The sequence below is a fragment of the Amycolatopsis sp. NPDC049252 genome, assembly GCF_043197175.1.
Lineage (GTDB): Bacteria > Actinomycetota > Actinomycetes > Mycobacteriales > Pseudonocardiaceae > Amycolatopsis.
This window is the reverse complement of the sequence record NZ_JBICSQ010000081.1, coordinates 1-13,741: the sequence shown is the minus strand read 5'-3', so window position 1 is coordinate 13,741 and position 13,741 is coordinate 1. Positions and strand designations below refer to the sequence as shown.

Below are 13,741 nucleotides of genomic sequence, written 5' to 3'. Positions count from 1 at the left end.
TCGACGAAAGATCGGCTTTTCGCCGTGACAAGCGGGGCGGGGTGGTCAGTGGTCCTCGGCGGCGCAGCGGCGCCAGAGGACCTCGCTGCCGGTGCGGTCCGCGTGCCAGATTTCGGTGGCCGGGTCCGATTCCCAGGTCGGGACCAGGCGGCCCGTGACCACCCGGCCCCGGGCGACGCGGCCGAACAACTCGACGCCGTCCGCTCGGCGGGCCGCCGGGATCCAGGCGGGGAAGCGGGTTCCGGGCAGCTTTCGTTCGATCCACGCGCGGGCGGAGCCCTCGCTGCCGTGTTCGGACTCGACGATGCTCGACACCGGGCCGTCGGCGCCCACGGTCAAGCCGATCGACGCACGCCAGCGCACGGTGGCGGTACTCCGCCGGTCGGGTCCAGAGACTTCAGACATCCCGTCAAGGGTCCCGGACGACCGGGTCCGCGGGCCACTACACGTTCGGATGGATCGGCGTTCACTCACGGTGCCCCCCGGCACTTGCGGGACGTCGGTACTGTCACCATCTTCCCCGTCCGTGTGATGTTTAATCACGGATCGGGGTGGTGATTCGATCAGCTGGATGAAACCCGCACCTGGTGTCCACTGTGGACTGATCATGCCGTCCACAGTGGACAGAAGTCGGCAAGCCGGGCGCGCCCGGGTCTCGATCCGCCCGCCCCGGTTACCCGCCGACGCCGAGGCGACTACCGTGAGGGAGTGAGGAGGTGGTCGACGTGCCCTTCCAGCGTGACGTGGTGGTGCTCGGCGCCTCCGCGGGCGGCGTCGAGGCGCTCCGCAGCCTGGTCGGGGCCCTGCCGGCGGACTTCCCGGCCGCGGTCCTGGTCGTCATGCACCTCTCGCCCGGCGCGTCGAGCGCCCTGCCGCAGATCCTGAGCCGCGCCGGCGCCCTGCCGTCCGTGCCCGCGCAGCACGGCGGGCCGCTGACCAGGGGCGTGATCCACGTGGCCCCGCCCGACTTCCACCTGCTCATCGACGACGGCACCCTGCTGCTCAGCCACGGCCCGACCGAGAACGGCCACCGCCCCGCCGTCAACGCCACCCTCCGCTCGGCGGCGGTCACCGCGGGCCCGGCGGCGATCGGCGTCGTGCTGTCCGGCGCGCTCGACGACGGCGCGGCCGGGCTCTGCTCGGTCGTGGAGCGGGGTGGCCTGGCGATGGTCCAGGACCCGGAGGAGGCGCTCTACCCGGGGATGCCCGCGAACGCCCTGGCCCTCACCCCGACCGAGCACGTCCACTCCGCCGAAGTGCTCGGCAAGGTGCTCGACAAGCTGGTGCGCGTCCCGATCGAGCGGGCCCCGGAAAACCCGCCGTCACCGGATCTGCTGCTCGAGGACCGGATCGCCCGCGACAGCGTCCGGCTGGACGCGGTGGTGCCCGGCGACGGGACCCCGGCGTCCGGGTACAGCTGCCCGGACTGCCAGGGCACGCTGCTGGAGATCGGCCACCCGCACGGGCGGTACCGCTGCCGCATCGGGCACGCGTGGTCGGCCGAAGCGCTGCTGAGCGCCCACGACGCCGAGTTCGAGCGGGCGCTGTGGACGGCGCTGCGTTCCCTCGACGAGAAGGCGGCGCTGGCCCGGCGCATGCAACGCGACTCGACCCATCGCGGACTGGCCGGGCTCACCGGCCGGTACGACACGACCGCGCGCGAATGCACGACCGCCGCCGAAACCCTCCGGAGGTTCCTCATCGCCCAGCACCCGGAGACCGGGCCGCCCTCATGACCGGCAACGCCACGGCGGTGAGCCTGGTGCCGGAGAACCGCCCCGGCTCGACCGTGGTGACGGTGACCGGGACGCTCGACCTGAACAGCTACCCGGACCTGCGTGACGGCCTGCTCAAGATCGCCACGGACGCCCCGGACGGCGTGATCGCCGACATCGAGGGCCTCCGCATCGGCGACGCCGGCCTGGCGAGCGTCTTCTCCGTCATCGCCATGCGGATCAGCGACTGGCCCGGCATCCCCTTCTCCCTCGTCTCGACGCGGCCGGAGCACCTGGCGCTGTTCGAAAAGCGCGTGATCGACCGGTTCGTGGCGGTGCACGCCGACATCGGCAAGGCCGAGCGGGCCCGGGACCATCCGCAGCGACGCCGCGCGGTGCAGCTGCTCGCGCCCACCGTCGATGCCTCCGCCCTCGCCCGGGAGTTCGTCAGCCGGGTCTGCGCGCAGTGGGGTGTGCCGGAGTACGAGGAGGACGGCAGGCTCATCGCCACCGAGCTGGTCGAGAACACGATCCGGCACACGGTCTCCGCGCCGCGGCTGCGGCTGGAGCTGCGGCGTGGCCTGTTCACCGTCGCGGTCGGCGACGACGATCCGCACCCGGCCGTGCTCCACGAGCGGCTCGACCCCGGGGAGGCCGGCATCGGGCTGCGGCTGGTCGCGCAGGTCGCCCGGGTGTGGGGGTGCAGCCGGTCCTGGGCGGGCGGCAAGGTGGTCTGGGCGGTGCTGACCAGGCGCGGACGGCCCGCGAGCCGGCACGGGTAGCGTGTCCCCGATGACGGATCCCCGGCCGGAAGCCGACGACGAGTTCGAATCGGTGCTCGCCTACCTGAAGGAGTCCCGGGGTTTCGACTTCACCGGTTACAAACGCACCAGCCTGATGCGGCGGGTCCAGCGGCGGATGAGCCAGGTCGGTGCCGGCACCTTCACCGACTACATCGACCAGCTCCAGGTCAACGCGGACGAGTTCGTCGCGCTGTTCAACACGATCCTGATCAACGTGACGGGGTTCTTCCGCGACCCCGACGCCTGGGACTACCTGCGGGAGCAGGTGATCCCCGCGCTGCTGGCCGAACGCAGCCCGGAGGAGCCGATCCGGGTGTGGAGCGCGGGCTGCGCGGCCGGCCAGGAGGCCTACAGCCTCGCGATCGCCTTCGCCGAGGCGATCGGTGTCGACGCCTTCCGCCAGCGGGTCAAGATCTACGCGACCGACGTCGACGAAGAGGCGCTCGCCCAGGCACGGCAGGCGTCCTACACCGCGGCCGAGCTCGAGGGACTGCCGGAAGGCAAGCTCGAGGCGTACTTCGAGCAGTACGGCAGCCGGTACAGCTTCCGCAAGGACCTGCGCCGCTCGGTCATCTTCGGCCGCAACGACCTCGTGCAGGACGCCCCGATCTCGCGGATCGACCTGCTGGTCTGCCGCAACACGCTGATGTACTTCAACGCCGACACCCAGACGAAGATCCTCGAGCGGTTCCACTTCGCGCTCGCCCCGCGGGGCATGATGTTCCTGGGCAAGGCCGAGATGCTGCTCAGCCACACCCGCATCTTCGAGCCGCTCGACCTCAAGCGGCGGGTGTTCCGCAAGGTGGCCAATTCGCCGGTCGGGTACAGCCACTTCGCCTCCCACGGTTACCCGCCGCGGCGCCCCGCGGACGTCTCGGGGCTGGACCAGCTGCGCGAGCACGCGTTCTCGGCCAGCCCGGTCGCCCAGATCGTGGTGACCGGCGAAGAGGTCACGGCGCTGATCAACCAGCAGGCGGAGATCGCGTTCGGACTGTCCGAACGCGACATCGGCCGCAAGCTCTGGGACCTCGACGTCTCCTACCGCCCGGTAGCCCTGCGGCCCTACGTCGAACAGGCCCGCCTGGAGCGCCGGTCGCTGCGCATCAAGGACGTCGAATGGCGCCGCGCCGGGGACGTGGTGTGGTACGAGGTGCACGTCAACCCGTTGCTGGGCAAGGAGAAGAGCCTGCTCGGCGTGTCGGTGGTGTTCCACGACGTCAGCTGGGCGCGGCTGCTGCTCACCGAGCTCGAGCACTCGAACCGGCAGCTCGAGTCGGCCTACGAGGAGCTGCAGTCGACCAACGAAGAGCTGGAGACCACGAACGAGGAGCTCCAGTCCACGGTGGAGGAGCTGGAGACGACCAACGAAGAGCTCCAGTCGACCAACGAAGAGCTCGAAACCATGAACGAGGAGCTGCACTCCACCAACGACGAGCTGCAGACGATCAACGACGCCCTGCGTGACCGCGGCCTGGAGCTCGACGACCTGAACGAGTTCCTCGAGTCGGTGCTGACCTCGATCCAGGCCGGGATCGTCGTGATCGACACGGAGATGCGGATCAAGGCCTGGAACCGCGGTGCCGAGGAACTCTGGGGCGTGCGCCGCGAAGAGGCCGAGGGCACCCACCTGCTGAACCTGGACATCGGCCTGCCGCTCGCCGAGCTGCGCCCGGTGGTCCGCGACGCGCTGTCCGACGCCGAGTCGATCGCCGAGCTGACCCTGGACGCGATCAACCGCCGCGGCCGCGCGGTCGTGGTCCGGTTGACCTGCAGCGCGCTGCGGGGCGCGAACGGCCAGAGCCAGGGCGCGCTCCTGATGATGCAGGAGGCCGACCGCCCCGGTTAGCGCCGGTCAGCCGGGCACGGCCAGCAGGTCGATGACATCCTCCCCGCGCTGCCGCTTCGCGAAGGAGCGCCGCTGCCGGTCGGCTCCGCCTTCTCCGGCGGCCAGGCGGGCGATCCCCTCCAGCGCGAACTCCCGGTCATCCGCCGCTTCGAGCGCCGGGCCCGTCAGCTTGATCAGGTCGTCGAGCACCGCCGTCGCCGGCTCCAGGTCGCCGGTGCGCGGGTGCGGGCAGCGGCCGGTGACACCGTCCCGGGACGCCCGCCAGAGCTGGGCGCGCAGCACCTCGTTGGGCAGGTCGGGCGGGGGAGCGTCGTCGTCCAGCGCGGTGGCCACCAGCCCGCGCGCCAGCACGGCGAGCAGGACCGCGTCCTCCGGCGTCGCGGCGACGTCGGCGATGCGGAACTCGAGGGTCGGCTGGTTCTCCGAGAGCCGGACGTCCCAGTAGACCATCCCGCGGTCGAGGATCGAGCCCGCGCGCAGCCACGCGTCCACGATGCTCTCGTACTCGTCGAGGGAGTCGAACCGCGGCGGCGGGCCGGCCGAGGGCCAGCGGCTCCACTGCTGGTAGCGCCAGCTGTGGTACCCGGTGTCGTAGCCGTCGGCGATCGGCGAGTTGGCGGTCACGGTGAGCAGCACCGGCAGCCACGGCCGGAGCCGGGCGAGCACCCGGATCCCGGTCTCCTTGTCCGGGATCGCGACGTGCACGTGGCAGCCGCAGGTGAGCGACGTCCGCGCGGTGGCACCGAAGTGTTCGGCCATCTGCTGGTAGCGCGGCGTCGGCGTGATCACCGGAGGGTCCTCTTCGGACAGCGGCGCGCAGCCGCTCGGCAGCACGCGGAGCCGGCGTTTGCCCGCCGCGGCGGCCAGGTCGGCGCGCATCCCGCGCAGCTGGCGCAGGGCGTCGGCATGGGTCCGGCAGACGTCGCTGGCGGCTTCGGCCTGGGTGCGCGTGAGCTCGTGCTGGAGCTCGCCTTGGTCGCCGCCGGCCGCTTCCGCGGCGTCGACGACGTCGTCGCCGGCGTGCGACAGCAGTCCACGCCGGTCCACGACGAAGAACTCCTCTTCGACGCCGAAGGTCAGTACCTGGTCTGTCACCGGGGTTCTCCTGGGGGGATGGGGGAACCGGCTGGATACCCGGACGCGGTATGGGGCAAACCGCGTGTCCGGACAACTACGCTTGTGTGACCGGGCCCGCTGGGGGTATTCCGGTGGCATGGAGTGGCACGAGGAGCTGCACGAGCGCGCCGACGAGTGCGTGGAGCGCCGGGACGAGCGGCTGTGGGCCGTGGCGACCGCGCTGCACGAGCGGCCGGAACCGTCCTTCGAGGAGCATGCCGCGGCGCGGCTGCTGACCGGCGAGCTGGCCGCGGACGGCTTCGAGGTCGAGACCGGCACCGCCGGGATGCCCACGGCGTTCGTCGCGCGCGCCGGCGGCGGACGTCCGTGCGTGGCGCTGCTGCTGGAGTACGACGCGGTGCCCGGCCTCGGGCACGCCTCCGGCCACAACCTGGTCGCGGCGGCCGGGCTCGGAGCCGCGCTGGCCGCGAAGGACGTGCTCGGCGACAGCCGGGGCTCGCTGCTCGCCGTGGGCGCGCCGGCCGAGGAACGCGGCGGTGGCAAGCAGGCGCTGGCCGAGGCCGGGATCTTCGACGACGTCGACGCCGTCCTGATGGTCCACCCCGGTGTCCACTCGTGGTCGTGGGCGCCGCTGACCGCGCGGGTCGAGCTGAAGGTCACCTTCCACGGCCGTGCCGCCCACCCGACCGGCGACCCGGAACACGGCGTCGACGCGCTCGCCGCGCTGATCCAGGCGTTCGGCGCGTTGTCGGCCCTGCGCCAGCGGCTGCCCGCGGGCTCGCACGTGCAGGGCATCGTCACCGACGGCGGCCGGGCGACCACCGTGGTCCCCGACCGCGCCGAAGGCCACTTCGGCCTCCGCGCGCTCACCACGGATGCCCTGGACAGGCTGGTCGAAGACGTCACGACCTGCGCACAGGGCGCGGCCCTGGCGACCGGCGCGAAGGTGGACGTCGAACGCCTCGGCCGTGGCTACGCGCACTTCCGCGACAACCCGGTGCTGTCCGAGCGGTTCACCGAGCACCTGGCCGCGTGCGGCATCCACGCCGGCCCGCCCGAGCCGGGGGTGTACCTGGGCTCGTCGGACATCGGCGACGTCAGCCACCGCGTCCCGGCGATCCACCCGTTCGTGGCGATCGCGGCCGAGGAGTACCCGGACCACACCCGGGAGTTCGCGGAAGCGGCGGCGAGCCCCCGCGGCCGCGCGGCGATGCTGGCGTCGGCCTCGGCCCTGGCCCGCACGGCGATCGACCTGCGGACGCACCCCGCGCTCGTCAGCCGGGCCTGGGACTACTTCCGCGCCCAGGAGCGGAACGGGCACTGAGCCCGTTCCGCTCGCGGGGTCACGCCACCGAGGTGTAGTGCGACGCGTCGCCTTCCAGGGACTCGCTCGGGGTGCCGTCGATGCCGGCCGGGACGTCGCCGGCCACCGTCACCCGGTTGAGGCGGCGGGGGAGGCCGTCGTAGTTGTCGATCGCGTAGTGCTGGGTGATCCGGTTGTCGAACAGCACCAGCTGGTTCGGCTCCCACGCCACGCGCACGATGTTCTCCGGCCGCGTGACGTAGGACTGCAGCAGCCGCAGCAGGTCCCGCGACTCGCCGACCGACAGCCCGGCGATCCGCTGTGCGAAGCCGCCGATGAACAGGCCGCGCTCGCCGGTCGCCGGGTGCACCCGCACCACCGCGTGCAGAGTCCGGTACTTGCGCGACACGAACTGCGCGCGCCGGGCCTGCTCCTTCTCGTCCAGCGTCTCCGGCGGCCGGACGTAGTCGTAGTCGTTGGTGTGCTCCGCGCGCAGCGTGTCCGCGAACGCCCGCAGCGGTTCCGGCAGGTCGCGGTAGGCCGCGCCGGCGTTCGCGATCAGCGTCTCCCCGCCGTAGGGCGGCACCACGAGGCTGCGCAGGGTGCTGGCCTTCGGCGGGTTGAGCACGAAGGTGACGTCGGTGTGCCAGTGGTTGGCGCGGCCCTGCTCGCTGTCCACGGGCAGGATCGTCGGGGCGCCGTCGACCGCGGGCACGGTCGGGTGGGCCTTGGTCAGCTCGCCGAACCGGGCGGCGAACCGCTGCTGGCCCTCGTCGTCGAGCTCGACGTTCCGGAAGACCAGCGCCTTGTGCTCGTGCAGGGCGTCGGTCAGGAAGGCGATCTGGGCCGCGTCGAGTTCACCGGCGACGTCGAAGCCGATGATCTCGGCGCCGATCCTCCCGGTGAGCTTGCGGACGTCGGTGCCGATGGTGGTCATGCGGGCTCCTTCACTCGGTTGCGGTTGACGGGACGCGCGAGGCCGTAGTGCTCGCGCAGGGTGGATCCGGTGTAGTCGGTGCGAAACAGTCCGCGCCGCTGCAGCTCGGGAACGACGAGGTCGACGAAGTCGTCGAGGCCGCCGGGCAGGGTGGGCGGCATGACGTTGAAGCCGTCCGCGGCGCCGCCGGTGAACCAGGCCTCGAGCTCGTCGGCCACCTGGACCGGTGTCCCGGCGAAGACCCGGTGCCCGCGCCCGCCGGCCAGCCGCTCCAGCAGCTGCCGGATGGTCAGGTCTTCGCGCCGGGCCAGGCCGACGACCAGGTCGAAGCGGCTCTGGCCGCCTTCGGTGAAGCTGCCGACCTCCGGCAGCGGACCGTCGAGCGGGTAGCCGGTGACGTCGTGGTCGAGCATCTTCGACAGCTGCCGCAGCCCGTACTCCGGCGTGATCAGCGCGTTCAGCTCGGCTTCGCGCCGGCGCGCCTCGGCTTCGGTGCGGCCGAGGATCGGCGAGATGCCCGGGAGGATCTTGATCTCGTCCGGCGTCCGGCCGTACTTGGCGAGCCGGCCCTTGACGTCGTCGTAGAACGCCTTGCCCTCGGCGAAGGTCTGCTGCGCCGTGAACACGGCTTCGGCGTGGCGGGCCGCGTACTCCTTGCCGGTCTCCGACGACCCCGCCTGCACGAGCAGCGGGTGACCCTGCGGCGGGCGCTCGATGTTCAGCGGCCCGCGGACCTGGAAGTGCTCGCCGTCGTGCGCGATCGGGCGGATCCGGTCGGTGTCGGCGTAGACGCCGGTCTCCCGGTCGACCAGCGCGGCGTCGTCGTCCCAGCTGTCCCAGAGCTTCTTGACGACGTCGATGAACTCGTCCGCCCGCTCGTAGCGGGAGGAGTGCGACGGCCGCTTGGCCAGGTTGAAGTTGCGTGCCTCGTCGATGCCTGCCGACGTCACGATGTTCCAGCCCGCGCGGCCGCCGGAGAGGTGGTCGAGCGAGGCGAACTTCCGGGCCAGGTGGTAGGGCTCGTTGTAGGTCGTCGACGCCGTCGCGATCAGTCCGATGTGGACCGTGGACGCGGCGAGCGCGGACAGCAGCGTGAGCGGCTCGAAGTGGCTGTGCGAGTTGTGCTTCACGTTGCCCCACAACGCGACGCCGTCGGCGAGGAACAGCGAGTCGAGCTTGCCGCGCTCGGCCGTCCGGGCGATGTCGACGTAGTGCTGCAGCGTGCGGGCCCGGTGCGGGTCGGTCGAAGGGTGCCGCCAGGCGGCTTCGTGGTGGCCGTTCGGCATCACGAACGCGTTGAGGTGCATCATGGCTTCTCCTTGGGACGCCAGGTCGAGAACCGCCGTTCGAGGACGACGAAACCCTGGTTCACGAGCACTCCGAGCACCGAGACCGCGATGATCCCGGCGTACATCTGGGGAATCTGGAAGTTGACCTGGCTCGTGTTGATCAGGTAACCGAGCCCGGCCTTCGCCCCGACCATCTCGGCGGCGACCAGCACCAGGATCGAGTACGAGGCGGCCATCCGGATGCCGGTGAACACCGTGGGCACCGCCGAGGGCAGGATCACCTTCCGGAACAGCCGCGGGCTGGACAGCCCGAGCGAGCGCGCGGCCTTGACCAGCAACGGGTCCACGGTGTTGACCCCGGCGATCGTGTTGAGCAGCACCGGCCACACGCAGGCGTAGACCACGAGCGTGACCTTCGACAGCTCGCCGATGCCCAGCAGCAGCGTGAACACCGGGAGCAGCGCGAGCGCGGCGGTGTTGCGGGCCAGCTCCAGCAGCGGCTGCAGGAACCGCGCCACCGGCCGGTACCAGCCGATCAGCAGCCCGAGCGGCACCGCCACGGCGACGGCGATCGCGAAACCGGCGGCCGACCGGCCGATGCTGGCCACCAGGTGGTCGGCGAGCTGGCCGTCGAGCGTGAGCTCCCAAAGTGCCTGCAGGTCTTCGGAAAGCGGCGGCAGGAACGTCCGGGTGCTCTCGTCGAGGACGAACCGCGGCACCAGTTCCCAGAGCGCCACGAACAGCACGACCGCGGCCGAGCCGTGCACCGCGCGGGTCAGCTTCTTCGTGAACCGCCGCGGCCGGGGCGGCGGCTCCGTGGGTCCGGTGTGGACAGTGGGTGCTTCGAGGGTGGTCGTCATCCGACGGCGCTCCTTTCAGTCTCGGCGGCCCGGCGGACCTCGTCGTGCAGCAGCTCCCACAGCCGGTGGCGCTGCCGCCCGAACTCGGCCGAGGAGCGCACGTCGCCGGCGCGGTCGCCGAGGTCGACGTCGACGACGGCCTTGAGCCGCCCGGGCCGCGAGGTCAGCACCGCCACCCGCTGCCCGAGGTAGACCGCTTCGTCGATGCCGTGGGTGATGAACACGATCGTCTTGCCGGTGCGGCGCCAGATCCGCAGCAGCTCGTCCTGCAGCTGCTCGCGGGTCTGGGCGTCGAGCGCGGCGAACGGCTCGTCCATCAGCAGCACGGCGGGGTCGTAGGCGAGGCTGCGCGCGATGGCGACGCGCTGCTTCATCCCGCCGGACAGCTCGTGCGGGTAGCGGTCCTCGAAGCCGGAAAGCCCGACCAGGCCGAGGTATTCGCGGGCCCGCTCGGCCCGCTGCCGCTTGCCGAGCGCGCCGCCTTCGAGGCCGAACTCGACGTTGGCGCGAGCGGTGCGCCACGGGAACAGCGCGTACTGCTGGAAGACGACCCCGCGGTCGAGGCCGGGGCCGCGCACCGGCTCGCCGTCGATGAGGATCTCGCCGGACGTCGGGGTGGTGAGGCCGCCGAGCAGGTCGAGCAGCGTCGACTTGCCCGAGCCGCTCGGCCCGACCAGGGACAGGAACGTGCCGTCGGCGATGGCGAGGGAGATGTCGTCGAGCGCGGTGAGCGCGCCGAAAGTCTTGGTGACGGACCGGATCTCGATCACTTGGTCACCGCCGGGGCGCCGGCGCGGTAGGGGTTGAACGCGTTGGTGTAGAGCTTTCCGGTGTCCAGCGCGTCGCCCTTGATGAGGCCTTGCTGCTTCAACCAAGGCGACCAGAGGGTGTAGTCCTGGTCGGAGATCAGGCCGCCGTGGGTGACGCCGACGCTCTTCCAGTACTGCAGTGTGTTCGTGTTCTCGTTGCGGCCGCGCCCCTGGATGATCTTGGTGAACCGGGCGATCACCTGGTCGCGCGGGGTGGTGCGTTCCCACTCGATCGCCCGCGCCACGCCCGAGACGAAGATCTTCGTGGTCTCCGGGTACTTCTTGATGAAGTCGGTGCGCAGCACGTACGGGCCGCCGTTGTAGGACCCGAACGCCTGGACGTCGCTGAAGAGCGGGCGCACGCCGCCGGCCGCGACGGCGTGGTCCTGCAGGATGCCCTGCAGCGCCGCGACGTCGAGCTGGCCGTTGCGCAGCGCCTGCTCGGCGTTGACCGGCGGGATGACGACGAGCTGCACCTGCTTGATCTCGTCGCCGGACAGGCCCTGGCGCTGCAGCCAGAGGTCGAGGACGGCTTCGAGGTTGGCGCCCGCGGTGTTGACCCCGACCTTCTTGCCGATCAGGTCGCGCGCCGTCCGGATCGGACTGTCGTCCTTGGTGTAGAAGCCGAGGAAGGACTTTTCGTCGGAGCCGTAGTAGTTGACGACCGCCTTGACCGGCGCGCCGGCCTCGACGAGCTTGACGACCGCGCCGGTGAACGCGCCGCCGAAGTCGGTCTGGTCGGTGGCCGCGGACTGGATGTCCTGCGGGCCGCTGATCGTGTTGCCGACCCACTTCAGCTTGACCGGGCCGAAGTAGCCCAGGTTCTCGGCGAGCTCGGGCAGCGTCACGGAGTTCGCGCTGCCCTGGTAACGGAGTTCGAGCTTCTCGGGTTGCCCGGGGGTGCCGGTGGCCGTCGCCGAAGCGCACCCGGACAGCAGCACCGCGGCGGCGGCAGCAGCGATGACGGCGGGCAGAGTTTTCTTCACTGTGGGGCTCTTTCGGCTCGGGAGTCGGCACGACGCGACCACCGGCCGAGGTGGCCGGTGGGTTCGCCGGTGGGGATACGACAATTGTTCGCAGCCGCCGCGAGCACGGTCAACTTTGCGACTTTCTGAATTAACTCCCGCGCTTCACGAGGCGCGGGACAACCGCGTCAGAAGCGGACCGAGCGGGTCGTCGTAGAGGACGTCGAGCAGTACCGCACCACCGGCCATCGCCAGTTCCGTGCCCGGGAAACTCGTCGCCACAACGGTTTCCGCCGGATCGGCGCAGCTGCGGGAGCGCGCGCGGACCTCGTCCCGGATAGCGGGAAGGCAGCCGGGCACCTGGGCTACACTCCGGTCGACCAGCACCAGCACGGCCGGGTTCAGCAAGTCGAGCAGCAACGCCGCCGCCTGGCCGATCAGCCGGGCGCGGTCCTGGAACAACCGCACCGCCGCGGTTTCCCCGTCCGTCGCCAGCGCGAGCAATTCCGGAAAGGACATGCCGGCTTTGCGCGCGAGCGTCGCTTCCGAAACGGTCGCCTCCAGGCAGCCGGTGCGCCCGCAGCGGCAGGGTTCGGTGCTGTCGTCGACCGGCAGGTGCGCGACCGCGCCCGCCGCCGAGCGCGGGCCGTGGTGCACCACCGCACCGGTGGCGAACGCCGCGTCGACGACGTTGCCGGTGAACAACTGCACGACGCTTTCCCGCGCCCGCGGGTGACCGAAGAGCTGTTCGGCGTGCACGAGCGACCGCGCGTGCCCGTCGACCGCCACGGTGAGCCCGGTCGACGCCGTCAGCAGGTCGCGCACCGGGACGTCACGCCAGCCGAGCAGCGGGTGGTCGACGACGGTGCCGGAGTCGCGGTCGACCCAGCCGCCGGTGGCGACGCCCAGCCCGAGCGGCTCGCGGTCCGGCGCGTGCCCCAGCAGGAGGTCGTCGAGGATCTCCGCGGCCCGCGCGAGCAGGTCCTCGGCGGCCAGCCCGTCGTGCGGTTCTTCGTGCTGCACCAGGACAGTGCCGCGGACGTCGAGCAGCGCGACGGTCGCGTGGTGCACGGCCAGGTGCAGCGCGCCGACGACGTGGTGCCCGGTGTCGACGTCGACCGGCACGTGCGGCCGTCCGACGCTCCGGCGGGGCTCGGCTTCGGGGAGTTCCCGCAGCAGTCCCCGCCGCGTCAGGTCCGCGGTGTGCCCGGTGACGGCGGCCGCGGACAGTCCCGTCCGCCGCGCGATGGTGCTGCGTGCGATCGGCCCGTCGTCGAGGACCGCCCGCAGGACCGCGCTGGCGCTGGCGCTGCGCCGGGCGCCGCGCGCGTCCGTCCTCTGTGGACCGTCGGCCCCCGCCGTCATGGCTCGATCGTGGCAGACGTCGCGGCGCGAGCCCAGCCTGCCCAGGATGCAGGACTTGACGCATACCCATATGGGCATATGATGGCCGCGTGGCACGAGCAGCGACGACGGCGGACACCTTCAACGCGGTCGCCGAACCCCGGCGGCGGCAGATCCTCGACGAGCTCATGGCCGGCGAACGGTCGGTCGGCGACCTCGTCGGCCTGCTCGGGCTGGCCCAGCCGCAGGTGTCCAAGCACCTGCGGGTGCTGCGCGAGGTGGGGGCGGTGGACGTGCGCGAGGACGGCCGCCAGCGCGTCTACCGGCTCAACGGCGCCGCGCTGAAACCCATCCACGACTGGGTCAAGCGCTACGAGCGGACGTGGTCGGAACGCTTCGAGCTGCTGGACGACGTGCTGGACGAACTGAAACAACAGGAGGACTGACATGGTGGAGACGGCGAGCAGTGCGAAGATCACCCTGCCCACGGACGAACAGATCCTGATCACGCGCGAGTTCAACGCGCCGAAGCACCTGGTCTACCGCGCGTGGACCACACCCGAGCTGGTGAAGCGCTGGTGGGCCGGGCACCGGGGGACGACCACCGAGGTCGAGATGGACCTGCGTCCCGGCGGCCGCTGGCGGTACGTGATCAAGGCGAACGCGGGCTTCGAAGTCGCGTTCCACGGTGAGTACCGCGAAATCGTGCCGGACGAGAGGCTCGTCTTCACCGAGATGTTCGAGGGCGCGGACCCGGTGCCGGAGGCCGACGTGCCGGTCACCACCGTCACGT

At 71.5% G+C, this 13,741-nt stretch carries 14 protein-coding genes; 6 read left to right on the top strand and 8 right to left on the bottom strand.

Features of this window, described 5'->3' with window-relative positions; genetic code table 11:
* Nucleotides 1-45: 45 nt before the first annotated feature.
* Nucleotides 46-405 (bottom strand): hypothetical protein, encoded by a 360-nt coding sequence (locus ACGFMK_RS41165; RefSeq protein ID WP_392774960.1) that lies wholly within the window; start codon nt 403-405, stop codon nt 46-48.
* Between the two features lie 311 nt (nt 406-716).
* On the opposite strand from ACGFMK_RS41165, the gene ACGFMK_RS41160 reads away from it, so the two are divergent.
* The 3 genes from ACGFMK_RS41160 to ACGFMK_RS41150 are packed head-to-tail and all read left to right on the top strand — an operon-like array spanning nt 717 to nt 4,364.
* Nucleotides 717-1,736 (top strand): chemotaxis protein CheB, encoded by a 1,020-nt coding sequence (locus tag ACGFMK_RS41160; protein ID WP_392774958.1) that lies wholly within the window; start codon nt 717-719, stop codon nt 1,734-1,736.
* On the top strand, nt 1,733-2,497 hold the full coding sequence (locus ACGFMK_RS41155) for an ATP-binding protein (RefSeq protein WP_392774956.1): 765 nt from the start codon (nt 1,733-1,735) through the stop codon (nt 2,495-2,497). Before ACGFMK_RS41160 ends, ACGFMK_RS41155 begins: the two co-directional genes overlap by 4 nt.
* A gap of 10 nt (nt 2,498-2,507) precedes the next feature.
* The gene (locus tag ACGFMK_RS41150; protein ID WP_392774954.1) at nt 2,508-4,364 is read left to right on the top strand and encodes a CheR family methyltransferase; all 1,857 of its coding nucleotides are present in this window, start codon (nt 2,508-2,510) and stop codon (nt 4,362-4,364) included.
* 6 nt (nt 4,365-4,370) lie between these two features.
* On the opposite strand, the gene ACGFMK_RS41145 is transcribed toward ACGFMK_RS41150, so the two are convergent.
* A complete protein-coding gene (locus ACGFMK_RS41145) occupies nt 4,371-5,459 on the bottom strand; it encodes a glutamate--cysteine ligase (protein WP_392774953.1) in 1,089 nt (362 codons plus the stop codon).
* A 118-nt stretch (nt 5,460-5,577) separates the two neighbouring features.
* Between ACGFMK_RS41145 and ACGFMK_RS41140 the strand changes: the two genes are divergently transcribed.
* Complete coding sequence (locus tag ACGFMK_RS41140) at nt 5,578-6,765, top strand: amidohydrolase (protein ID WP_392774951.1); 1,188 nt, start codon at nt 5,578-5,580, stop codon at nt 6,763-6,765.
* A gap of 19 nt (nt 6,766-6,784) precedes the next feature.
* Here ACGFMK_RS41140 and ACGFMK_RS41135 read toward each other — a convergent pair whose 3' ends face one another.
* The 6 genes from ACGFMK_RS41135 to ACGFMK_RS41110 form a co-directional block, all read right to left on the bottom strand.
* Complete coding sequence (locus tag ACGFMK_RS41135; protein WP_392774949.1) at nt 6,785-7,681, bottom strand: TauD/TfdA dioxygenase family protein; 897 nt, start codon at nt 7,679-7,681, stop codon at nt 6,785-6,787.
* Nucleotides 7,678-8,991 carry an LLM class flavin-dependent oxidoreductase gene (locus tag ACGFMK_RS41130; protein ID WP_392774947.1) on the bottom strand — a complete coding sequence of 438 codons (1,314 nt, stop codon included), beginning with the start codon at nt 8,989-8,991 and terminating at the stop codon, nt 7,678-7,680. Before ACGFMK_RS41130 ends, ACGFMK_RS41135 begins: the two co-directional genes overlap by 4 nt.
* Nucleotides 8,988-9,830: an ABC transporter permease gene (locus ACGFMK_RS41125; RefSeq protein WP_392774946.1), complete on the bottom strand. Its 843-nt coding sequence runs from the start codon at nt 9,828-9,830 to the stop codon at nt 8,988-8,990. The genes ACGFMK_RS41130 and ACGFMK_RS41125 overlap by 4 nt, the downstream gene beginning before the upstream one ends.
* The gene (locus ACGFMK_RS41120; RefSeq protein WP_392774944.1) at nt 9,827-10,600 is read right to left on the bottom strand and encodes an ABC transporter ATP-binding protein; all 774 of its coding nucleotides are present in this window, start codon (nt 10,598-10,600) and stop codon (nt 9,827-9,829) included. Before ACGFMK_RS41120 ends, ACGFMK_RS41125 begins: the two co-directional genes overlap by 4 nt.
* A complete protein-coding gene (locus tag ACGFMK_RS41115) occupies nt 10,597-11,625 on the bottom strand; it encodes an ABC transporter substrate-binding protein (RefSeq protein ID WP_392774942.1) in 1,029 nt (342 codons plus the stop codon). The genes ACGFMK_RS41120 and ACGFMK_RS41115 overlap by 4 nt, the downstream gene beginning before the upstream one ends.
* A gap of 144 nt (nt 11,626-11,769) precedes the next feature.
* A complete protein-coding gene (locus ACGFMK_RS41110) occupies nt 11,770-12,969 on the bottom strand; it encodes an ROK family protein (RefSeq protein WP_392774939.1) in 1,200 nt (399 codons plus the stop codon).
* An 89-nt stretch (nt 12,970-13,058) separates the two neighbouring features.
* Between ACGFMK_RS41110 and ACGFMK_RS41105 the strand changes: the two genes are divergently transcribed.
* Nucleotides 13,059-13,394, top strand: coding sequence for an ArsR/SmtB family transcription factor (locus ACGFMK_RS41105; protein ID WP_392774937.1), 336 nt, complete (start codon nt 13,059-13,061; stop codon nt 13,392-13,394).
* Between the two features lies 1 nt (nt 13,395).
* On the top strand, nt 13,396-13,741 hold a 346-nt coding region (locus ACGFMK_RS41100), incomplete at its 3' end, for an SRPBCC domain-containing protein (RefSeq protein ID WP_392774935.1).